The sequence below is a fragment of the Stutzerimonas stutzeri genome, assembly GCF_000952685.1.
GTDB classification, from domain to species: domain Bacteria; phylum Pseudomonadota; class Gammaproteobacteria; order Pseudomonadales; family Pseudomonadaceae; genus Stutzerimonas; species Stutzerimonas stutzeri_E.
Window position 1 is genome coordinate 62107 of record NZ_JYHV01000019.1, and the last position, 22332, is coordinate 84438.

Annotated in this window: 15 protein-coding genes; 2 read left to right on the forward strand and 13 right to left on the reverse strand. The window is 59.5% G+C overall.

Features of this window, described 5'->3' with window-relative positions; translation table 11 throughout:
* The first annotated feature begins 38 nt into the window (after positions 1-38).
* Together UF78_RS11600 and UF78_RS11605 are read left to right on the forward strand one after the other, a co-directional pair.
* Positions 39-515, forward strand: a complete 477-nt coding sequence (locus tag UF78_RS11600; protein WP_045162381.1) for a TRAP transporter small permease — start codon at positions 39-41, stop codon at positions 513-515.
* Positions 505-1800, forward strand: a complete 1296-nt coding sequence (locus UF78_RS11605; RefSeq protein ID WP_045162382.1) for a TRAP transporter large permease — start codon at positions 505-507, stop codon at positions 1798-1800. Before UF78_RS11600 ends, UF78_RS11605 begins: the two co-directional genes overlap by 11 nt.
* A 239-nt stretch (positions 1801-2039) precedes the next feature.
* Here the strand turns inward: UF78_RS11605 and UF78_RS11610 are convergent, their stop codons facing one another.
* From UF78_RS11610 to UF78_RS11670, 13 genes are all read right to left on the reverse strand, one after another.
* Positions 2040-2483, reverse strand: coding sequence for a DUF421 domain-containing protein (locus UF78_RS11610; RefSeq protein ID WP_045162383.1), 444 nt, complete (start codon positions 2481-2483; stop codon positions 2040-2042).
* Positions 2484-2493: 10 nt separating this feature from the next.
* Positions 2494-3006 carry a hypothetical protein gene (locus tag UF78_RS11615; RefSeq protein ID WP_045162384.1) on the reverse strand — a complete coding sequence of 171 codons (513 nt, stop codon included), beginning with the start codon at positions 3004-3006 and terminating at the stop codon, positions 2494-2496.
* 168 nt (positions 3007-3174) lie between these two features.
* The gene (locus tag UF78_RS11620) at positions 3175-6828 is read right to left on the reverse strand and encodes an EAL domain-containing protein (RefSeq protein WP_052679321.1); all 3654 of its coding nucleotides are present in this window, start codon (positions 6826-6828) and stop codon (positions 3175-3177) included.
* Positions 6829-6845: 17 nt separating this feature from the next.
* A complete protein-coding gene (locus tag UF78_RS11625; protein WP_045162385.1) occupies positions 6846-7886 on the reverse strand; it encodes a chemotaxis protein CheB in 1041 nt (346 codons plus the stop codon).
* Between the two features lie 13 nt (positions 7887-7899).
* Positions 7900-10098, reverse strand: a complete 2199-nt coding sequence (locus UF78_RS11630; RefSeq protein WP_045162386.1) for a hybrid sensor histidine kinase/response regulator — start codon at positions 10096-10098, stop codon at positions 7900-7902.
* Between the two features lie 5 nt (positions 10099-10103).
* Positions 10104-11747, reverse strand: a complete 1644-nt coding sequence (locus UF78_RS11635) for a methyl-accepting chemotaxis protein (RefSeq protein ID WP_045162387.1) — start codon at positions 11745-11747, stop codon at positions 10104-10106.
* 11 nt (positions 11748-11758) lie between these two features.
* Positions 11759-12364 carry a chemotaxis protein CheW gene (locus tag UF78_RS11640; protein WP_045162388.1) on the reverse strand — a complete coding sequence of 202 codons (606 nt, stop codon included), beginning with the start codon at positions 12362-12364 and terminating at the stop codon, positions 11759-11761.
* The gene (locus UF78_RS11645; RefSeq protein ID WP_045162389.1) at positions 12349-13896 is read right to left on the reverse strand and encodes a CheR family methyltransferase; all 1548 of its coding nucleotides are present in this window, start codon (positions 13894-13896) and stop codon (positions 12349-12351) included. The genes UF78_RS11640 and UF78_RS11645 overlap by 16 nt, the downstream gene beginning before the upstream one ends.
* Entirely contained in the window at positions 13883-14362 is a 480-nt protein-coding gene (locus UF78_RS11650) for a chemotaxis protein CheW (RefSeq protein WP_196298661.1), read from the reverse strand. The genes UF78_RS11645 and UF78_RS11650 overlap by 14 nt, the downstream gene beginning before the upstream one ends.
* Before the next feature lie 517 nt (positions 14363-14879).
* Positions 14880-16055 carry an NAD(P)-dependent oxidoreductase gene (locus UF78_RS11655; protein WP_045162426.1) on the reverse strand — a complete coding sequence of 392 codons (1176 nt, stop codon included), beginning with the start codon at positions 16053-16055 and terminating at the stop codon, positions 14880-14882.
* A gap of 308 nt (positions 16056-16363) precedes the next feature.
* A complete protein-coding gene (gene tpx, locus UF78_RS11660; protein ID WP_045162391.1) occupies positions 16364-16864 on the reverse strand; it encodes a thiol peroxidase in 501 nt (166 codons plus the stop codon).
* Positions 16865-16917: 53 nt separating this feature from the next.
* Positions 16918-18270 (reverse strand): alanine/glycine:cation symporter family protein, encoded by a 1353-nt coding sequence (locus UF78_RS11665; RefSeq protein WP_045162392.1) that lies wholly within the window; start codon positions 18268-18270, stop codon positions 16918-16920.
* A gap of 402 nt (positions 18271-18672) precedes the next feature.
* Entirely contained in the window at positions 18673-22329 is a 3657-nt protein-coding gene (locus tag UF78_RS11670) for a translocation/assembly module TamB domain-containing protein (RefSeq protein ID WP_045162393.1), read from the reverse strand.
* Between the last annotated feature and the right edge of the window lie 3 nt (positions 22330-22332).

A 22332-nucleotide genomic window follows, 5' to 3' on the forward strand; every position in this document is an offset into this window, starting at 1 on the left:
GCCCGGCGGTGCGCCGCCGCCGGGATTCGAGGGATTCCATGAACAATCGACAGGACGCGCGCCTTGAGCGTGTGCTGGCCACTCTGGCGCTTATGATTATCAGCCTGATCAGCCTGGCCAATGTAGTGGTGCGCTATTTCACTAACGCCTCCTTTGCCTTCACCGAAGAGCTTTCCGTGTTTCTGCTTGTCATTCTGACATTTGCCGGTGCCTCAGTAGCCATGCGCAGCAACCGGCACATTCGTATCGGACTGATCGAGCGGCTGTTCCCTGCTCTGCGCGCACCGCTGATTGTCCTTCAGTGGCTCGCCAGCATACTGGTCCTGGGATTGGTGGTTTGGTTCGGGGGGCAGTTTGCGTTGGAGGAATACCAGTGGGAGTCGGAGTCTCCCGGCCTCGGCCTACCGAACTGGTGGTACGTCGTCTGGCTGCCGTTGTTGGCACTGGCGATAGCCGTACGGCTGAGCCAGATGACGCTCGACCGGCTGCGCGGGAGGCTTTCCGATGAGCCCTGACGTCTGGATGCTCGTCAGCTTTTTGCTGTTGTTGCTGATCGGCGTACCGGTAGCCTTTTCCCTGGCGTTGTCTGGCGCCATCGGAATTCTCGCAGGCCTTTCACCAGACATGCTGGCAACGCTCGGCACCAATACCTACAACGGCGTCGCCAAGTATCCGTTGATCGCGATCCCGCTGTTCATTCTCACCGGTCTGGTATTCGAAAAGGCCGGTGTGGCGTTACGTCTGGTGCGTTTCGCCCAGGCGCTGATCGGCCCTCGACACGGCGGTCTGGCGATGGTTGCCATCCTGGTCTGCCTGATCATGGGCGGCATGAGCGGATCGGGTCCGGCAGATGCGGCGGCGGTGGCCATGGTGATGCTCCCAAGCATGACCCGCGCCGGGTACCCCAAACCGTTTTCGGCCACTCTGATTGCCGCTTCGGCGTCCACTGCGATCCTGATTCCACCCTCCATCGCACTGATTCTCTACTCCATCGTCGTACCGGGTGTGGATCTACGAGCGCTGTTCGCCGCCGGACTGTTCCCCGGCATCATCGCCGGACTGGTTCTGCTTCTACCGGCCTGGCTCCTGGCGCGCCGTTACGGCTGGGAAAACCCGGAGGACACCGAGCGGCCGCCGCTGGGCGAAAGCTTCCGTCTGGCGCTGCCGGCACTGTTCGCACCGGTGCTCATCCTAGGCGGTCTGCGCAGCGGCCTGTTTACCCCGACCGAAGCTGCGGTGGCCGGCGTTGCCTATGGCGTGCTGATCGGTTTGTTCGTTACCCGCGAACTGGACTGGCGCAATCTCTGGAAGCTCTGCGGGGAGGCGGCGGTGATCTCAGGGGTGGTCATGCTCATCATCGCGCTAGCCGGCATTTTCGCGTGGGCCGGCACGATGCTCGGCACCTTCCGTCATCTGGCCGAATGGCTGATCTCGCTTTCCGATAACAGCGCTGTGCTGCTGATTCTGGTGATGATCGCCGTGCTATTGGCCGGCATGTTGCTGGATGCGATTTCCATCTACCTGATCCTCATGCCGATCCTGATCCCGGTGATGCAACACTTCGGCTGGAACCCGGTTTGGTTCGGCATCCTGTTGGCCATGAACATCGCCATCGGCCAGTTCACGCCGCCGGTTGCGATCAACCTGATGGTCACCGCCGAAGTGGCGAAAATCCGACTGGAACAAACGGTCGGCTGGGCCATGCTGTTCGTCCTGGTCATGGGCAGCGCGCTAGTGCTGGTAGCAATCTTCCCGGAGATCGCGCTGTGGCTGCCAAGAGTGTTGGGGTATACGGTGTGAATCTGCCCAACCCACGCTCATCGTCGTTCCAGCACGTTGCACCAGCTACGTAGCGCCGACGAAACGCACCCCATCTGCTCCCCTGCCGCTACGGCCCCGGTCCGCCTACATCGGTCTATCCCTGCGGATAGGCCGGTGCAGCCGGCGCGAAGAGGCAGACGGCTATCGCTGATAGTTTTCTCCAAGAAACCACACAGCTGCGGATCGATTGATCGAGCCGAGAATATCTCGGTGGGTATTTATTCATTCGGAACTATCGAGATCTTTCCGTCTTTCTCCAGAATTGCGAATTTTATTTGGTCCAGGCGAGCCAAGCCTTGAGAGTAACGCGCCGCCTCAAGAATATCTTCCTCTTCAATACGCGCCCTTTGAGCTCTGCTTTTCAAAAGGTGGCCATTTTCAACAATGATCATGGGGTTTCCGTCGATGACCCTGCCGAGATAAGGAGAACGCCTTTTAATTAGCGATATGAGAATATCGAAGGTGACGAGCGAAACGATGATCAACACGGCATTGACCACAGAGAAATCATCTCCCAACAATGCCTGCTGGGTGGCCTCGCCAATAATGAGCAGCAGAACGAAATCGAACGTGGTTATTTGCGAGAGCGTTCGCCTTCCGGAGATTCGGAAGATTACCAAGACCACCAGATATATAGCCGCTGCGCGTAGAACAGACTCCATGACTCACGCCCTATGGGTAGATGAATTGGCGCAATTCCACAACTTGTTCGCCGGAGCGCACCGTAGTGCGTGAACGGCCGAAACCGTACGGCCTGATAGCAAGATAAGCAGTTGCCCAGCCATTGCCATCCGGCTTTAACTCAAGTCGTAATCCTTTGTTAAAGCTTTCGGTCGTGACGGGTTGTGGCTGAATGCTCTCAATCGTAAACGCTTCGAGCAGATCGCCATCGATAGTCAGCCTGACGACCTTACCGTCGTTATCGGCTTTGGCTTTGATAGTCATCTCGCTGGAAGCACCGTTGCGTTCGAACACCTCGTATTGAGCGCTGAGGGTGCCATTTACGGAGGCTTTGTCAGTCCAGCTCAACGGGCCGGTTCCGAATAAACCCGCCAGTGACAGAAGCATCAACAGACACAATAGATACCAACCGACGCGCTCTGCTGCCCATACCTTCACTTGCAGCGGCATGTCTTCCTGTACTGGATAAGTCCGACTGACATATTCATCATCACGGTTGCGCATAACGAACCCAACAGGCGTGTTGTTAGGTAGAGCCTGCCGCCTACAAGGAAGTTCAGGCGCCGTGGGGCCCGTTGTGCGGGACGACATTAGGGCAGTGCATCAGCACGGCAGGAAACCAAACCGAGAATCGCGGCCTGCATCTGGCACGTCACATCACCTAGCGTTCGGTCATGCCCTACTGGGGTTGATTGATGTTCCAAGCGGTCCGGCGTTACCGTCTAATCTGCGAGAGTCCGCCATACTGCGTCGATCGGCCAGTTGAATTCGCATGCGCATATTTTCACGGATCAGTTCACGCTGCGTAAAAGCCTCCCGTATTTGGGCGCGCAAATGCTCTTCTTCCCATGGCTTGGTGATGAAGCGGTATATGACCCCTTCGTTGATAGCTTTGAGGATGCTATCCACCTCCGTGGAGGCACTCAACACAACGCGAATGACATCGGGGTAAAGCAGCCTGACCTGCCCAAGCAGTGCGATGCCGCTCATTTCATCCAGCCGCAGATCGGTCAGTATTACGTCGACCGGGTAAGAAGCCAGTAATGAGAGCGCCTTGCGAGCAGTGGTGGCAGTTAGGATTCGATAGTTCTCGAGGCGCAGTTCTCGGCGCAGCGCATCGAGAACGCTCTGCTCGTCATTGATCAGCAGCAAATAGCGCACCTGCTCGTCGAGAATGTGTGCTGGTAATTGCAGATTCGATTTGCTGGACAGAAACGTCAGGCACTCCTCGGGTTTCAACGGGTGCGAATAAAAATAGCCTTGGAGTTCATCACAGCCGGCGTGGTGTAAGAAGCCGAGTTGTTCGGCCGTTTCCACTCCTTCTGCTATGACCTTGATGCCAAGATCATGCCCGATGGAAATCATCGAGCGCACCAACGAACCACTGTCCGGGTCGAGATGCGTGTCATTCACGAAACTGCGATCGATCTTGAGTTCGCTGAACGGAAAGCGCTTGAGATACCCGAGAGACGAATAACCAGTGCCAAAATCATCGATTGAAAACTGGATGCCCATAGAACTGAGCGCTTTCATTTTCTCCAGTGCCTGATCGGCATCGGTCATCAGGCAGGTCTCTGTCACCTCAAGTTTTATCAGGTTCGGGGTGATCTGGTATTGATCGAGCGTCCGCTCAACCCGCTCAACGAAATCCGCCTCCATCAAAGTAACTGCAGAGACGTTTACTGCCACGTTCACGCCATGCATCGCATCACGCCAGGACTGTAGCTGCCGGCACACGGCGTCGAGCACATAGAAATCGATGCCCACGACCAAACCGGTTTCTTCCGCCAATGGAATGAAATCATCCGGTGGGATCGGCTTGCCCTCGCGCTGCCAGCGCACCAGTGCCTCGAAGCCGCATAGCCGACCACTGAGCAGGTCTAGCTGAGGCTGATAAACCAGGTGATATTCGTTGTTTTGTAGCGCATGGCGGATCTGCTTTTCCAGGACCAGACGCTTCTGAATTTGCGCATTCATCTCAGGCATAAAGGCGCAAATACGGTTGCGGCCTTGGTGCTTAGCCCGATACATCGCGGTGTCAGCGTTACGCAGCAGCGTATCGATATCCTCGCCGTCGGTCGGGTAACAGCAGAAGCCGATGCTGCAGCCGACCACCAATTCATGCCCATCGAGCATCAGCGGCGCGGCAATACGTGCTTGCAGTCGCTCGAGAAAACCGATCGGCTCGGAGCACATGCGGCTATCGGTCAGCAGAATAACGAATTCATCGCCGCCAAGCCGGGCGAGCGTGTCGGTATTGCGAGTGCACTCTCGAAGACGCTCGGCAACCTGCTTCAGCAAGCAATCGCCAACGTTGTGTCCAAGGCTGTCATTGATCACCTTGAAACGATCCAGATCGATGAAAACGAGCGCGAAGGATTCCTGATTACGCGCGGAGAATGCAATCGCTTGCTGGATGCGGTCGTTCAACAGATTTCGATTCGCCAAGCCGGTCAGCCCATCATGATTGGCTTGGTGCTCGAGTTCCTCTTGATAGCGCTTGGCTTCGGTGATGTCGTGAAGAATGCCGACAAAATGACTGATCTTGCCTCGGTCGTTTACCACCGGAGATATGTTGAGCTCGTTCCAGAACTCGGAGCCGTCCTTACGATAGTTACGCAGGACGGCAGAGCCTTCCTGCTCGGTCTGCAGGGCCTGGCGAATACCAATCAGATCAATCTGGTCTCGGTCCGTTGCTTGAAGGAAGCGGCAGTTTTTACCTAGCACCTCTTCCTGCCTGTAGCCCGTGATGCGCTCGAATGCCGGGTTGACGTAAACGATGGGTTGGTCCGGCTGCCGGTTATCGGTGATGATGATGGCATTGACGCTTGCCTCCACCGCACGTGTTCGGACACGCATGCTCATGTCGCGCTGGCGCTGTTCGCTAATGTCCTGGATAACCGAGATCGATCCAAGCTGCAAACCACGCTCATCGCGGAACGGCACAGCCGAAGCCAAGACGGTCTTCTGGGCACCGTCGAACGCTTCGATGTCCAGCACCTGGTTTCGCAGCTCCTTGCCCTGCCTGGCGGCGAGGCGCAGAGGCCATTCCTGTTCGGTCAAGCGCTCTCCGGTCTCGGCCCACGCGCCCTGAAAGCGGCTCTGATCGGCCCGCTGAAGCGGCTGTTCGGCATTCCAGATGCGGCTGCATTCGACGTTGCTATCCAACAGTCCGCCATCCTGATCGCCAACCAATACGCCGACAGGCAAGCTATCGAGCACGCTGCGCAGCAGCGATTCGCTCCGCGATAACGCCTGGGTGCGCAGTTCAACCGCCTCCTCCATGCTCGCAAAAAGTCGCGCTCGTCCAAGCGCCATGGACAGCTGTTGGCCGATTGAGGTCAGAACCTCAAGCGATTCCTCCGGCCAGCTCTCGGCATCGCAACGCAACACATTGAGCATGCCGATGCATTCATCGCCAAGATTGAGTGGAATCCCCGCGTGAGTGTTTCCCCCGGGAAGGTCCTCCAACGCTGGGCAGGCTTCGATATTGGCCGGCGCGACGGGCTGCTGGCTGCGCCAGGCCTGCATGCATGGGCAGGTTTCAACGCAACGCCGAAGGGACTGCTTCGCTTTTGCCAGGCCATACCCCCGCACACCGGCGAGCTGCGCTGAAGCATCGCCCCCTTCGGCTTCCGTCATCACCAACCAGGCTCCACTGGCATCAGGGAAATCCACGATATGTTCGAGCGCAGCCTCAATGACATCCCGCTCGCTTCGGGCATCACTCAAGGCAGCGGTGAAGTCGAACAGGCAGCTGAGTAGAAGATTGCTGTGGGTGAGCTCGTCATGCTTGTTCTGTAGCTGATTGTTGAGGCGAATGCCTTGTTCGTACGTCGAAATGAGCAGATCAAAGATCTGCTGGCGATCGGCAGTGATGAAGTGCCGCTCGCCTGCCAGCATGATTTCGACACCCATCTGCATCCGCTCCTTGGTACGCAATTCCAGGTTCACCAGGAAATAACGGATACGCGACATCAAATAGTTTTGGTCATACGGTTTGACGATGAAGTTATCGGCGCCCGACGCCAGGCCGTGGACCACATCCAGCGCATTGCTCAAATGGGTGATCAAAATCAAGGGGATGTGGGAGGTCTTCGGGTCGTTTTTGAGCTGCCGGCAGAGCGCGTAGCCGTCCATCTCAGGCATCACGATGTCGCTGATGACAATGGTTGGCGGCCGCTCCGCCACCATCGCCAACGCCTCGACGCCGTTGCTGGCGACGCGTACCGAGCACCCGGCGGATTCGAGCAGATACTGCAGCTCCATGGCCTGGGTTGGACTATCCTCGACAACCAATATTTCCGCAGCTTGATTCATCAGCATGTCCCGGCGCATTCCTTTTACGATGTCGCTTGCATCGCAATCGTATTGAGCATTTCGGCAATCCCTTGCGCAGACATGACCTCGCAGGCCGCCTGCAGATCGATCGCAGCACGCGGCATCGAATCGATTATCGCGTCGCTCGGTTCCTGAACGAAGGTGAGCGCTCCGTTGCGTTTCAACTCCGCCAGCCCGGCAGCACCATCACGCCCCATTCCCGACAGTTGAACCCCGATCGCCTGTCTGCCCAGTGTCCTGGCGATGGAGTGAAACAGGTAATCGGCCGATGGGCAGAACGCCTGCTCGGGCCGACAGGCTTCCAACCGCAAATGACAATCGGCGGTGATGCCGATCTGATATCCGTCCGGGGATAAATAAAGCCTGCCGCGCTGTAGCAATTGACCGTCACAGCCAATTTCCACCGGCATTGACGTGATGCTTTGTAACCATTGACAGAAGCTGGTCAGAAATCCGGGCGCGATGTGCTGTACCAGTATTAACGTCCAAGGTTGGCCAGGTTGCAAACGCTGCAACAAGATCTTGAGTGCCGCGGGCCCACCAGCAGAAGCGGCAACCGCCACGAGCCTGGGTACCTGCGATACGACCCGGTCTATCTGCAGAGTTGGCGCCGCGCGGATCCGCTCCGTTACCAACCGCTGCCGCCGGACGACCTTCACCTGCGACATGACCCGCAAGGTTCGTAGCAACTCATCAATATGCTGATCGAAATCCGGCGCGTCCGGGCCGGCGGGCTTCTCCAGCACCGCCAATGCACCAACCTCCAACCCCTTCATGGCGGTCGTTGAATCCGCCGCATTGGCGCTAGCGGTGAGCACCACCACGGGCAACGCGTGCCGCTTGAGGATGCGGGAGATGGTCGTATAACCGTCGATGCCGGGCATGTGGATGTCCATGGTGACGATATCGGGCGTATAGCTTTCAAGCATTTCGAGCGCCTGCTCACCCGACTCGGCCAACCGCACTTCAGCACCAGTGCTTTCCAGAACGGCCTGGAGAAGCATGCGAACAACCTCAGAATCATCAACAACGAGTACCCGCATTTTTGATCCTCAGTCAGATTAGCCGCCGGATGGCGTCGAGCAGGCTGTCCTGGGCGAAACCGCTTTTCACCAAGTACGCATTCGCTCCCGCTTCCAGCCCTCGGGCGCGGTCCTCGTCAGACTCAAGCGCGGTGACCAACACGATCGGAAGCCGCGCCAGGTTCGGATCGGCCCGGACGCGGTCGGCCAGCATGAAACCGTCCATGCGGGGCATTTCGACATCGGATATCAACAAATCGAAGGGCTCCTGTTTCAGCGCGTTCCATGCTTCAAGGCCGTCGTTGGCCGTGGCGACCTGATAACCCGCGGCTTCGAGAATCGTCTTGAGCAGGCCGCGCGAGGTAAAGGAGTCTTCGGCGATGAGCAATCGCTGGACGGTAGTACCAGCCGGCTCGCCTGCAGGTCTCGCCAGGGTGCTGGCGTTCGTCGACAACGCGCTCTGGTACAGATCGACAGGGTGCAGGATCGGCACCAGTCGGCCGTCGCCGAGTACGGTCGCACCCATCAGGTTGCGTACCCGTCGCAATTGCAGCCCTAGGCTCTTGACCGTGATCTCCTGGTCGCCGAGCAGCTCATCTATCAGCAGGACGAAGCGCTCACCCCGCACCTGCAGCAATAACAGCGTAAGCTCGTCGACGTGCGGCTCCAATCTGTCGAGCCCGAGCACATCAGCCAAAGCCCAGACCGGCAAGACCCTTCCCTCCCATGCCAGCGAGGGGCGGTTTTCCATGGTCCGTATGGCGTCATGAGGCAGCCGCAAACAGCGCTCGACCGCCAGTGCTGGAATTGCGAAGGTGCGCTCGGCATTGCGCACGATGACCGCCCTGAAGGTAGACAGGCTTAACGGGAGGTTCAATTCGAAGCAGGTGCCCTCTCCAAGGCTCGACTCGGTCTCGATGCGTCCACCGATGCGCTCGACCGCTTCCTGGACGATGGCCATGCCCAAGCCGCGTCCGGACAGTTCGGTAATCATCGCGCTGGTTGAAAGGCCGGACGCAAACACCAGCTTGTAGGTCTCTTCCATGGTCATTTGCGCGACCTGCTCTTCGCTCAACAGGCCGGTCTCCAGCGCTCGCGCCTTCAGCTGGTGGATATCGATTCCTCGGCCATCGTCGCGCACGCTCAATCGGAAACGATCCGCCGACTCCTGGCTCAGCTCGATCTGCAGTCGCCCTACCGGCGATTTGCCAAGAGCTTCACGCTGAGACGGGCTTTCCAACCCATGGTCGATAGCGTTGCGCAACAGATGAGTCAACGGCGTTCGCAGCTCATCGAGAATACGCTTGTCGATCTGCAGTTCCGTACCACGGATCTGCAGATCGACGCGCTTGCCTGCTCCGCTCGCCAGGTCCTGCACCATCGCCGGGATACCCTGTACCAGATTACCGGCGGGCAGCAAAAGCACAGCGAGCAACTCCGCGGCATGGCTATCCGACAGCTGTGACAGCCCAGCGGCAAGTTGGCGGCTGGCCTTCTCGAGATTCATCGCCTCGAAATGAAGTCGATCCAGTTGCGCCTGACTCCAATCCAACTGATCAAGCACCCCCTTAAGCAAATCACGGCTACCCAGTGGCAGTGTTTCCAGCTCCTCGCGCAGTTGTTTCCAGCCCGGACTGCCGGCAAGAAGCGCCCTGCCGCGCTGGGAGTCGAAACCCCGCGAATGCTCGCGCAGATGCTGAGCCAACGCCACGGCCTCGAGCTTGTGTTGCAACAGGGTTTCGCCGTGGTACAGCAACGCGTCAAGATTATCCGTGGACACCCTGACCATATTCGATTCAGCAGGAGGCGCCGCCGCGGGCCTTTCTCCTCGGGACTCCACCGCTTCGCCACGCGACGCGGACTCGAGCTGCCCGATCAGTTGCCGTTGCTCGCCTCGATCCAGGGGAGTACCCGCCTCGAGCTTCTGTACGGCAGCCAGTGCCTGCCGACAGATATCTACCCGTTCAGGAGTCAGCTCGAGCTCGCCCTTGCGCACTGCGCCCAGCAGCGTCTCCCAGGCATGACAGATCTGCTCGATGGGTCTGAGCCCAACCGAGCGCGCGGCGCCTTTGAGGCTATGCACTTCACGAAACAGTGACTCAACGGATTGTGGATCAGTGAAACCTTCGCGCCAGTCCGCGAGCCGATCGGCAAGCACCATCAAGCGCTCACGCGCCTCCGTTCGAAAGCCTTTCAGCAATCGTCGCTGTAGCGCTTCACGATCCAGGCTCATGGCCGTTACAACCTGAAGCGACTGGTCAGGGTCTTGAGCTTCAACCCCACCTCGTGCAGATTGCGCGCTGCCACATCGACCTGTCGCGTACCGCCGACATTGTCCTGGCTTGCCTGACGGATGTAATCCATGGCGCTGGAGATCTGGTCCATCCCGGCCATCTGCTGCTGGCTGGTGGCGGCGATCTGCAAGGCCACGTCGCTGGACTCCTCGATACTGCTGCTCAACGTGCGAATCGACTCGCCGCTCACGCGAGCTCGCTCATAACCAGTCTCGACCGCCTTGCTGCCTTGCTCGGCCAGCATTACCGCCTTCGTCATCGCTTTCTGGATATCGCCGAGAATGCCGCGCACCTGCGCGGTGGCCTGCTTGGACTGATCTGCCAGCGCCTTGACCTCCTGCGCCACTACCGAGAAACCCTTGCCCGCCTCCCCCGCCTTCACGGCCTCGATGGAGGCATTCACGCCAAGCAGATTCGATTGTTCGGCAAGGTCGCCTACCGTCGCGACAATTTCGCCGATGGCTTGGGTCTGATCGCCCAGTCGCATGATGCTTTCAGCGACGGCCTGCATCTGCTCGCGGATTTGCTGCATCCCCTTGAGCGCTTCGTCCACTGCCTGAAAGCCGCTCTGGGCGACCAGCCGGGTACGCTCAGCGCTTTCGGTTACGGTTTTCGACTTGGTGCTAGCCAATACGGCGGTCTGTTTGACTTCCTCTACCGTGGTGGCGATTTCGCTGATGGCCGTAGCGGTTTCCTGGGTGCTCGAAGCCGCCTGGCTGGTAGCCGCGAGAATCTCCTCGCTGGAACTGGCCAGCACCGAGACTCCTTCGTTGATTTCCTGCACCATTTCTCGAAGGTACAGACTCATGTCGGCAAAGGCCTTAGCCAGGCTGCCCACCTCATCCTGGCGCGAGCTGGTGGGGACCGAGCGGGGGATGTCGCCGCGCCCGATCTGCTCAGCGAGCCCCGTCAGCCAGGCCAACGGCTTGGAAATATGGCGACTGAGCAACCACGCCAGCACGCCGCTGATGAGCACCAGCATCAGGCATAGCTGAAACGTGCTGGTGCGTGTCGCCTCGAGTTGCTGCTGCGACACGGCGAAAGACTCGCTGATACGACGATCGGTCAGACGGGTGAGCTCCGCGCCAAGCTTATTGATTCGTTCGAGCCGTTCGGCCTGCTCCCTCGTCTGTAGTTGCACCGCCACTTCGGGACGGCCGTCTCTCATCAATTGCAGTTGTTGATTTCGCACCTCCACCAGCGCGGTACGTAATTCCACTATTCGATCAACGATACGGATAACTTCGATGTCATTGGTCGAATCGGATTGCAGCTGTCTGACAATTCGATCGTTGTCCTCACTGCCCTTCCTGATCGATTCCTCCAGTCCACTCGAGCCGGTCTGGCTGCCCTGCATACTGGCGTTCAACGCCAGCAGAAGGTCTCCGCGTAAATCAGCGAGATTGGCACGCAACTGGTTCACCAGGGAAACGCGCTGATAGTGACGCTGGAACTGCTCCTCCTCCTGTTCTTGCAACTTGGCGAAGCGCGCCTGGGTGGTGAACAGGAGCGAGCCAAACCCCAAGATGAAAATGGCGAAAATGATCACCAGTTTGCTGCCGATGCTGAACCGCAAGGCTTGCCTCATACTTCTTTTCCTTATTCGATGATGACGCGCATAGCCGGATCGCCCAGCATCCGGGCGCCGTCGAGAACCGTCCATTGATCGGCCGTGACGCCGAGCAGATACGCCGAGCGAATGCCCGACAGGTTGGCGACCTCCTGTTGCAGGGCCGCCGTTTGAATCTGTTTGACCCCCAGCACGCGGTCGATCAATAGCCCGAACTCCATCTCCGGCCCTTGCATGACGACCAGAAAATTCTTGTCGGACAGTCCTCCAATCGGGAGATCGAACAGCACGCGTAGATCAAGTACCGAGACGATACGGCCACGCACATTGACGATTCCCAGCACATGAGGCGGGGTGCCGGGCAGCGGCGTATATTGCGACAGAGGCATCACTAGGCTTACGTGCTCGCTTTCTACTGCGTAAGTCTCGCCGCTCAGGCTGAACGTCAGCGTCTCGATCCAGCCACCCTCCTGTTCCGCCTCTGGCATGGCCGCCCACTTCTGCGTCCGCTCACGCAATCGCGCCTCGAGCGTCGCGGCATCGGGCTTGAAGCCTGTGTCTAGACGTTGGCCTAATTCCGCCAAACGCAGGTGTATTTCGGCCCAATGGCCATCCTTATTCAACGATTCGGCCATGGCTGGTCTCTCGTCACTATCTGATCGCAAAGGCGCAACAACTGAGCGCAGCTCATGCCGTCGGCGCGAGGCACTGGAACGTCCTCGGCTTGCTCGCTCAAGAGCTGCCGGCACACCTGAAGGGATTTGCTGCTGGCTTGCGCCTGGTCATCGCTACGGAGCAGACGGGCCTGGAGGAAATAGCCAAGAATGAAATCCGGCTCCAGATAGAGCGCCTTTTGCAAGGCGGATAGCGCTCCACGGGTGTTACCGGCCTGCTGTTCCAGTAATGCCGATAACCAATAGGCAGACGTTGAGGCTGCATCGAGGGCGAGCGCACGCTCGAGGTAGCATCTGGCTGGTTCGATCCGCAGCTCGTCGGCCCAGCTCCTGGCCAGCAACAAGCAAGTCTCATGCTGCTGCCCCGGGCTCAGCCCAGGACAACCCAGATAGGCATGCAAGGATTCTCGCGCCACCTCCGACTGTCCCTGAGCCAGGGCTTGCTGCGCCTGTGCCCAAAATACCGCTGGATCCGTCTCGATCACTCGGGGTTCGTTTTCAGGCGTCGTGACTCGTCTCGGAGCGGTTCTCGACAAAGCCGCAGGTTCTGCTGGGGCAGCGGCCGCATAATCGCCCCCAGGCCAGAGCAACTGGGCCGGCGACGCAACTGGCCGAGGCACGCATAATTCCTTCGCACCTATCGAACCCGGCAGAGTCAACGCATAGTTGCTGGCTGCCATGCACCCCTTCAACCCGGCCTGGGTCGCGATGCCGGCCTCGACCGAGCTCAGCAACAGCACCCCGTTCGGTTCCAGGCTGGCGAGCAGACGATGCAACGCAGCGCTGGCACGCGCAGGTGAGAAATACATCAACACGTTGCGACAGAGAATCAGATCGGCGCTTGGCATCGGGCTCGGTTGCCGAGCATCCGTCAGATTGAAACGGACGAAGCGAATACGATCCAACCAATCAGAGCGCACTCGCCAGCGGGAACCCTCCGCCTGGAAATAACGCCGACGGAACGCATCATCATTGCCGCGGAAAGCATTGCGGCCATATACGCCACGCCGTGCATGCGTCAGGAAATCCTCATTGATATCGGTGGCCAACAACTCCACATCCCAACTGCGACGCTCAGTGCCGAGGAGTTCATCGATCAGAAACAAAAGGCCATAAGCTTCCTCACCCGTGCAACATGCCGCGCTCCAGAGCCGCAAATAGCGTTGCCCTTCTCTCCTGCGTCGCGCCAGCAACGGCTTCAGGTGATTTCGCGCCAGCCAACCGAACGCTTCCGAGTCGCGCCTGAAATAGGTTTCGCCGACGGAAAATGCCGGGACCAGAGCCTGGATCTGGGACGCGTTCCAGTCGGCGAAAGCCAGCGCCTCCAACCAGTGCTCGGTATCCGGCAACCGTTGTTCCCGTGCCAGCCTGAGCAGGCGGCGCAAGAGATCGCTTCGTCGCTCTCCCGAGAAGTCCATGCCCAGGTGCTGGTGCACCTTGTGAGCCAAGGCGTCGAGCAGACGTGGTGAGCATTGCAAGTCAGACACTCTCATTGCCGGCCTCGGTAGCCTGGGCCATCGCCTCGGCCAAACGCTGTTCATCGGCGGCCGACAGCAGCTGTTCGACATCCTGGATTAGCAACATGCCCGTCGCGCTTCGTACCACGCCGTGCAGCAGATTGGAGGGCACTCTAGGGTCGGACGCCGGAAAGAACGATTCAGGTTCGCAAGCGAGGACTACCGCAACCGACTCGGCTGACAGCAGCAGTTCGCGCCGGCTGGTTTTGAGCCAGATCAAGGGTTGCCAGAGGGATTGCTGGGCCGGATGCAAGCCGAAGCGCCCAGACAGATCGATAACCGGCAGAACTTGTCCACGCAAGTTGACCAGCCCACAGACTGACTCTGGAGCCCCCGGTAGCGGTGTATTGAGAAGCGCAGGCAAGACCTTCACGACGTTCTCAAGCGGTACGGCACACTGGAGGTTACCGATGGTGAAAGGTAGTACTGATAATCCTTCCATATACATCCGGCGACGTTTACTTGGGAATTAACCGAGGCCCTTGCAGCATAGTCCAAGGCAAAAGAGTGCGCCGGTTCGTCGCGTCGAATTAGTAATTAAGCCGTGCCAATTGCACAGAGGCCTATTGGAACCTGACCGGCCACGCCTGACCGGGTCCGGTTTGCATCCGATTGCTTCCTGGGCCGAGGAGCAAACCGCGTGCATGCGGCCCCTTGCCATGCTCCCACGGTGCACGGGAAAATATCCGGGATCGAGGCTTATCGGAAGGTCAACGCCCATACGTACGCTTGGTTTAACAGCGTGGCGATGAGCTTGAACTGTTGCGTGGTTCGAGAACGGCCATGCTGAGTGATGTTATGGTCCGGCGACGCCAAGCACGTCACCCTCTCACGCCAGGCGCCTGGTCTCGTCGCAACGCCCACTACGCCGACACCATCCTGCGCAGCGCCCCGGGCGATGGTCGCGCAGCATGGAGCGACACCAAACAGCGTATCGCTCTTTTTTATCGACTGGTCTCTCAGCCGCCTACCGCAATCATTCCAACGGGCTGCAGGCTTGCTGGTGGCGTCTGCGTGACCTTAGCAGCACGCTCCGCACGTTGCTGCATGACGATATCCAGCGCGCGGCTCGGCAGGAGGTCAACGTCGTCGAACGTAATCAACTGACCGGGTTCAACCGCACGCTTGAGTGCTGTCTTGCGCAGCAGGCCGATCGGAACGTGATTTGGATTCTGATCGAGCTTGAGCGCCTCACCACGGAACTGGAAGCCACCGATGCCGCGCTCAATGAGCTCACCAGGGCGCATGGCCCGTTTGGCAATGGCACCTACACCCAAGGTCGGCGCGGTGGAATTATTCAGCAGCACGCCACCTCCGTTGAGTACGCGACGCACGGTCTTGCCCACTTCCAATGAACACAGGTGGAACGGACGCACCAACGTGTAATAAGGACCGGGACCGAGCTTGAAATACTCGATAGCGGCCTGCTGGCTGTCGTCATGCCGACAGACCAGGAATACGCCGCCGGCTGGATACCCAGAGGGAATGACGTAATCGACGAATGGCTGACCGAGGCGCTCAGCCATCATGCCAAGCAAATTCCCTGTTTCGGTCAGATTGGTCGATGCCAGCCCTTCTAGCCCCTGCTGAGTAATGGTCGCGCCCAAACCGTTTCCAACGATCACTTGCTCGATCTGCACCTTGGTGCCGTCGGTGAAAGAAGTGGTCTGATCGATGCTGATACCCTGGCGTTTCGACCAGTACGTCATGTCTTCGAGCGACGGATCGTGGTTCAGGTAACCCTTCATGTTGCCGTACACCAACGGCTTGAAGCCCATCATCAGGGCTTCTTCATGCAGCGCCGCCAGCGAGCCGGGCTGGTCGCCCTCAGCTTCGGTGATAAAACCCTTACCGGCCAGATAAGAGCCCGTGGTGACCTGCAGCTCTGCATTGACCGTCACTACCGGCAAGCCGGCCTCGAACGCGCGCTCGATGACCTCGGTGCCATGAAAGACATCACCGCTGCATTCGACGATCAGGTCGGCGTCATCGATCAATTGATCGATGGAGTTCGTGAGCCGTTCGGTCAGGGGAAAGTCGCTGAAGGAATTCAGCGGGCGGCGAGTCAGCACACCGGAAATTTCCAGATCCTGGTAGTGCTGCTTGATCAGCCGGATAAAGCAATGGGCAATCATTCCTGTGCCGGATACACCGATCTTCTTTTTGATATGCGAGGTAGACATAGGGCGAATCCATTCAATAGGCAACGAATGCTCTGACCGCAGCGGCACGAAAAGATTTTGTAGCAAAATAAAAAATCTGGCCTAACGCCATCGCGTGACGCCGTTGCGTCTGCAGAGCGCTTGATAGCTCAAGCTAAGCGTTAGCAGCACGATTCAGCCAATTGATTAATGGCAAGCGAAAAGGGTGAGCGGGCTAGATTTTTGTCGCCAGATTCGGGAAGAAAAAGAAGCGGCGTTGCACCGCTTCCTATCGATCGTAATTACTTGAGGGCCGCAATAGCCGCTTCATAATTCGGTTCGGTACCGATCTCGGCGACCAACTCGCTGTGCAGCACCTGGTCCTGCTCGTCCAGCACGACGACGGCCCGCGCGCTTACACCAGCAAGCGGGCCAGTGGCGATCAACACGCCATAATCCTCGAGAAATTCCCGACCGCGCATGGTCGACAGGTTGACTACGTTCTCCAGTCCTTCTGCCCCGCAAAATCGCTTCTGCGCGAACGGCAGGTCCGCAGAGATGCACAGCACAACGGTATTGGCCAGCTCGTTGGCCTGAGCGTTGAACTTGCGTACCGAGGTGGCGCACGTCGGCGTATCGATGCTCGGAAAGATGTTCAGCACCTTGCGCTTGCCAGCAAAGCTGCTCAGCGTGACATCAGCCAGGTCGCCACCGACCAGGCTGAACGGCTTAGCCTTCTGACCCGCCTGCGGAAAAACGCCGGCCACCTGGATCGGGTTGCCCCTGAGGGTTACTTCAGTCATGTGAACTCCTAGTTGGAATGGGCCGCGAGAAGAACACTCGCGGCCTGGATTGATCACGCAGCCTGATTACGGGCGAAATATTCCTTGGTCAGCTTGACCACTACCGGGCTCAGTAGCAGCAGCGCAACCAGGTTGGGAATCGCCATCAGGCCGTTGAGGGTGTCGGCCAGTAGCCAGGCGAAATCCAGCTGCGCGATCGCACCGAACGGCACTGCCAGCACCCAGATGATACGGAACGGCCAGATCGCCTTGGTGCCGACCAGGAACTCCCAGCATTTCTCGCCGTAGTAGCTCCAGCCAAGAACCGTGGTGAAAGCAAACACCACCAGTGCGACGGTCAGTAGCGCCCCGCCAACTCCCGGCATGGCTGATTCAAAGGCTGCGGCGGAGAGTGCAGCACCGCTTTCGCCTCCGGTCCAGACACCGGAGCAGATAATCGCCAGACCCGTGATGGTGCAGATGATCAGAGTATCGATGAATGTGCCCATCATCCCGATCATGCCTGAGCGTACCGAGCTTCTGGTGGTACCGGCGGCCTGAGCGATGCCGGCAGTGCCGAGGCCTGCCTCATTGGAAAAGATACCCCGCGCGACACCAAAACGAATCGCTGCCATGACCGCCGCGCCGGCAAAGCCGCCTGTGGCCGCGATAGGCGAAAACGCGTGGGTGAAGATGAGGTCGAATGCAGCAGGAATTTCCGAGGCGTGCACCACCAGCACCGTGATGCCAGCGATGATGTAAGCCACACACATGAACGGCACCAGCGCCGCTGCCACAGCGCCTATGCGCTTGATACCGCCCAGGATCACCAAGCCCACGAACAGCATGGCGACCAGACCGGTGACCCACAGCGGTACGGAAAATGTGGCCTCGAGCGCGAGTGCCATGCTGTTCACCTGCACCATGTTGCCGATACCGAACCCAGCCAGACCACCGAAAATGGCGAAGGCGCTGCCGAGCCACAACCAGCGCTTGCCCAGACCGTTCTTGATGGCATACATCGGCCCGCCGACATGCTCGCCACGGTCATCCTTCTCGCGGTAATGGACCGCCAGAACGACTTCGCAGTACTTGGTGGCCATGCCGACCAGCGCGGTACACCACATCCAAAACAGCGCACCCGGGCCGCCGAGAAAGATCGCCGTGGCTACACCGGCGATGTTTCCAGTGCCGACGGTGGCGGCCAGACAGGTCATCAGCGCCTGGAATGGGCTGATCTCACCCGTCTCCTCGTCGCCTTTTACGCGCCCGCGCCAGATCAATGCGAAGCCGGTGCCAATATGCGCCAGCGGCATGAACTTGAGCATCACCATAAGGAAGAGACCGGTACCGAGGATCAGCACCAGCATGGGTGGTCCCCAGACGAGACCGTTAATGTTGTTGACCAGGTTTTGCAGGAATTCCATTCAAGGCACCCTTATTAATTATGTTAGACATCCTTGCCCGAGCGGCCCGCGCCGGAGCGAAATACAAATGCAGCGCACACGCCACATTTCCATCCCCTGCCGAAGCGACTCGGTAATGACCCCGACTTCAATGTGCTGGGTACTACCGGCAACCTGCAAAACTCATGCTAGAGCCTTGCGTCAGCCGTCATGCGAGGAGCGACCGAGCGATCCTACCATCACCACGAGTGCTTGGCGCGACACCGTTGACAGGTACTTTTCGCAGCCTTGAGCGACTCGCAGGTCACCGAATGAGCGGAGCCCTGATTGCCGGTTACGTAAGCTCACCAGCGTAGCTCAGCGCTGCGATGCCGCCAGCGAATTCGGTGCGTTTTTTTGCAGGCGGTATCGCTGCATGAGCGGCTAGAAGTTGCGTCGATAGAAGAGGTCGAGCGAACTGGCCAGCCCGCTCGCAGCCTCGAGAAATATCCGCTTGGTCAATTGATAGCGCAGGGCAACGGTGTTGGCCGATTCGAACACCCCAACACCGTAACGAAGCGTCAATCGATCGGTAAGACGACCGCTGGCGACGACGCTGGTTTCCGTGCCACGACCTTCAGTGTCGAGCTGGAAATCCTGAATGCCCAGACGCTGGGCAACATTGCCGGTAATCGACGAGCTACCCGCCAGACCAAGCCCTAGCGCCGCCTGCGCCAACATGTTGTTTTCACCCTCATCGGTGCCCAAAGGCCGTCCGAGCACCAGATACGACAGCGCCTGCTCCTGGCTCATCGCCGGCTCGGCGAACACGTCGACCCTCGGTTGTTCGGCGCTACCGGTTATGCGTAAACCGGCGATGACGTTGTCCGACTCGATCCGTCGTATGGCCTCGATATTCAGGAATGGTTGCGTCAGCACACCCGTGAACAACAGCTGAGCACGGCGAATGGTCAGGCGCTGGCCGTAAGCACGATATCGACCATTGTTGAGATTGAGCTCGCCGCGTGTGTCTAGGTTGTCGCCGATGTGTACATAGCCCGCTAAATCGGCCGTGAGACCAAATCCTTTGAATCGCAAGCGGTCCTCGCCCACTTCGACATCGATATCCATGCGAATGGCCATCGGTGCCTGGGCTTCTTCGGTATCCGCACCGATGATCACGGCGTCTTCGGAAACCCGAACGGTCGAAGGTGGCAACTCGCGCACGGTGATATCACCGCGCGGTACGCGCACCTTGCCGCTCACCGCCAATTGATCACCGGCCAGCTCAAGACGCAGATCCGGCTCGACCTCGAGCTCGGCGTAAGGCTCGACGATCACCGGCAGCCGGCTGCCCCTCACGCGTAGATCCAGATCCAGCGCATCGCCCCAATCCAGGGTGCCGGCAATCTCCCCTCGCCCCTGCTCACCGCTGCGCCAGTCGCCATCGACTCGCGCGCGCTCACCCTCGATGGTGGCCCGTACCTGAAGCTGCTCGAAACTGACGGGCAGCTCGCTGCCGGCAATCTCCGCGTCGCTCAGTCTCAGCTCACCGTTGACCTGCGGCTGTTGCAAGCTGCCGGATAACTCGCCATTGCCGTTCAGCTGTCCGCTCAATCGCTCGACTTGAGCCACGAAGGGCCTGGCTACGGAAAGATCGAAACGGCTCAGACGGAACGAGCCGGAGATGGCCTTGGCCTCGGTACTCGGATCGACCCGCAGTTGCACGTCGAGCTCGCCGAGTTCCCCACCCTCGAAGCGCAAGCGGCTGTCGACTTGCCGCGGCGTAAGCTCGCTGTTCAGTGCCAGGGTTGTATAAGGAAAGTCCAACCACTGCTCGCCGTCACGCATACGCAAGGTGCCGGGCCCCGCATCGACTCGAACGTTCCCGCTGGGACCCGCATTCGGCAGGTCCAACGACAGGTCGGCATTGACCTCCCCTTGCCAGAGCAGATTGTCGGGCAGGTAAACGGCCAGTGATTCCAGTGGAAAATCACGCAGCCGGTAACGCAGTTGCGGATCGGGCATTAGCCGCTGATCCTCGGCACAGAGCGTGGCCGGACCCGATCCCCAGCAATGCGCGCCCAAGGTCACCCGACCGCTGGCCAAGCGCTGCAGGGTGGCCGGCTGCTGAAGTGTCCACTGCTGTCCCTTGGCATTCAGTTCGGCTCGCAGCAGGCGCCCTCGCCAATCCTCTCCACGCAATCCCCCATCCAGCCCCAAGGACAAATCGAGCAGCGGCCCTTGCAGGCTCAGACTGACCTGATGCGCCGGACGAGTCCCCTCGGCATTTATGTGCAGCTGCCCCAGTTCGGTATCCCCCGTCTGCAACCCCGTGGCGGTGAGTTGCAGTTGGCCGCGCTCGCCTTCCTTGAGGTTCGCGGCCAGTTGCAGACGATCCAAGCGATTGTCCTGGAACGCGATTTGGCGGCCATCAAGCGTCAGCTCGCCCTGGGGGGCGGCCGGCGTGCCCGCCAGGCTGAGGTTGCCAGCGAGCTGGCCTTGGAGATCAGGCCAAAGCTGCGCCAAACGCGGCAAATCCAGCTCGAGGCTTGCCTGCAAGGTTTCAGCCCAGCGCCCGTTACCCTGGATCCGGTTGTCGCCGAGACGCAGGTCCATACGGGGAACGTCCCAGGTGGCACCCTGCCCGCTCGCCTCCAGCTGAAGATTCAGCGGTTGCTGGCGCAACGTACCGTCCAGATCAAGACGAGCCTCGGCCTGCAGCTGTTCATCACGCATTGCGCCGCGGCTGCTGAGCGTGCCTTTCAACCGTCCCGGCAGTTCCGTAACCCAATACGACGGATCGAACTCGCTGAGATCCAACGTGGTGTTCCAATCGACACCGTTGGCGAAGCCCACGCTGAGATTCCCGTCGGCTCGGCCCTGTCCGGCACGCAATTCGAGCTGCGGCAGATGCACCTCTTCGAGATCGCCGCTGATAGGACTTCGCAAGGTGAAATCGCCCGACGGGCCGGTCAGCGCTGCATCGAAGTTGCCCAGGTAGTTGCCCCTGTCGTATTGCAGCTGCGCATTGAGCGTGCGAAGTGTCACGGGGGGCTCTTCCATGTCCGGATACAACCGACGCCATGGGAAGTCGCGCCAGGCCAGCTCACCCTCCCCCTGCAGTCCTTCCTGCCAGTCCGCCTGGCCACTCAAGCTGAGCCGTTGCCCCTCGCCGGCCTCAAGCTGTAACGCTTCGACCTGCGCATGGATCTTGTCGACCAGCGCATTCAGGGCGATGCCGACCGCACCGCCCTCGCCTTGCAAACTCCCCTCGCCGACCAGCCGATAGCCACGCTGCAGATCGCCAGCAACGGTCAGGTCAAGCGTGTCCAGACGCAGCGCATCGGGCAGCTCTTCCGCGGCTTTGAAGCGCTCCACCGTCAGCAGCAGATTCGCCGGCAAATCCGACTCCAAGGGACGTATCCAACCTCCGAGCGTGCCGTCGAGATAGCCCTGGCTTTCGACGTCCAGCATCAGGTGCTCGCGCAATTCGCCATCCAGCGCAATCTTCAGCGCCCAGGGTTGCCCATCGGGCGAGCGCACCGCTGCATCGCCGGCCAGTTCCAGCGGCCAGTCGCCGCTCGGTTGCAGGCGACCAGCCATGTCCAGCGAGAGGTCTTCGCGGCGCAGCTGCAGCGCCTGGATATCCAGGCCGTCCTGACGCCAATCCGCGCGCAGCTGCAGGCGCTGCAACTGCTCGACATCATTCAACCGAAGCCTGCCGATCTCGATCCGTTCGACTCGCAATCGCAGCGGCAACTTGATGTCGGGCAGGCTGAACGGCTCACTGGGCGCAGCATCCTCCTGCGTCGGTGGGAACCGCAGATCAATATCGCCGACGACCAGCTCCTCGACGCACAGCGTCATGCGGAGCAGGCATAGCGGTGACCATGCCATTCGCGGCGACTGCACCTCGACGCGGCTGCCGTCCTGCTCCCAGGTCAGCCGCTGCGCCTGCCAATCGCCACCAAGGCGCCCGCGAAACTGCTCGACCTGCACTCCGGGGACCTGGCTCAAGGCCCACCGACTGCCCACACTGGTGCCAAGCACCAGGACTACGGCCAGCAGAGTCAGGAGCAGCAAGGCCAGAAGACCCAACAG

What these genes read in the sequence shown, in the direction of transcription:
- UF78_RS11600 (WP_045162381.1), top strand. Translation starts at nt 39, where the DNA reads ATGAACAATCGACAGGACGCGCGCCTTGAGCGTGTGCTGGCCACTCTG.
- UF78_RS11605 (WP_045162382.1), top strand. Translation starts at nt 505, where the DNA reads ATGAGCCCTGACGTCTGGATGCTCGTCAGCTTTTTGCTGTTGTTGCTG.
- UF78_RS11610 (WP_045162383.1), bottom strand. Translation starts at nt 2,483, where the DNA reads ATGGAGTCTGTTCTACGCGCAGCGGCTATATATCTGGTGGTCTTGGTA.
- UF78_RS11615 (WP_045162384.1), bottom strand. Translation starts at nt 3,006, where the DNA reads ATGCGCAACCGTGATGATGAATATGTCAGTCGGACTTATCCAGTACAG.
- UF78_RS11620 (WP_052679321.1), bottom strand. Translation starts at nt 6,828, where the DNA reads ATGCTGATGAATCAAGCTGCGGAAATATTGGTTGTCGAGGATAGTCCA.
- UF78_RS11625 (WP_045162385.1), bottom strand. Translation starts at nt 7,886, where the DNA reads ATGCGGGTACTCGTTGTTGATGATTCTGAGGTTGTTCGCATGCTTCTC.
- UF78_RS11630 (WP_045162386.1), bottom strand. Translation starts at nt 10,098, where the DNA reads ATGAGCCTGGATCGTGAAGCGCTACAGCGACGATTGCTGAAAGGCTTT.
- UF78_RS11635 (WP_045162387.1), bottom strand. Translation starts at nt 11,747, where the DNA reads ATGAGGCAAGCCTTGCGGTTCAGCATCGGCAGCAAACTGGTGATCATT.
- UF78_RS11640 (WP_045162388.1), bottom strand. Translation starts at nt 12,364, where the DNA reads ATGGCCGAATCGTTGAATAAGGATGGCCATTGGGCCGAAATACACCTG.
- UF78_RS11645 (WP_045162389.1), bottom strand. Translation starts at nt 13,896, where the DNA reads ATGAGAGTGTCTGACTTGCAATGCTCACCACGTCTGCTCGACGCCTTG.
- UF78_RS11650 (WP_196298661.1), bottom strand. Translation starts at nt 14,362, where the DNA reads ATGGAAGGATTATCAGTACTACCTTTCACCATCGGTAACCTCCAGTGT.
- UF78_RS11655 (WP_045162426.1), bottom strand. Translation starts at nt 16,055, where the DNA reads ATGATTGCCCATTGCTTTATCCGGCTGATCAAGCAGCACTACCAGGAT.
- tpx (WP_045162391.1), bottom strand. Translation starts at nt 16,864, where the DNA reads ATGACTGAAGTAACCCTCAGGGGCAACCCGATCCAGGTGGCCGGCGTT.
- UF78_RS11665 (WP_045162392.1), bottom strand. Translation starts at nt 18,270, where the DNA reads ATGGAATTCCTGCAAAACCTGGTCAACAACATTAACGGTCTCGTCTGG.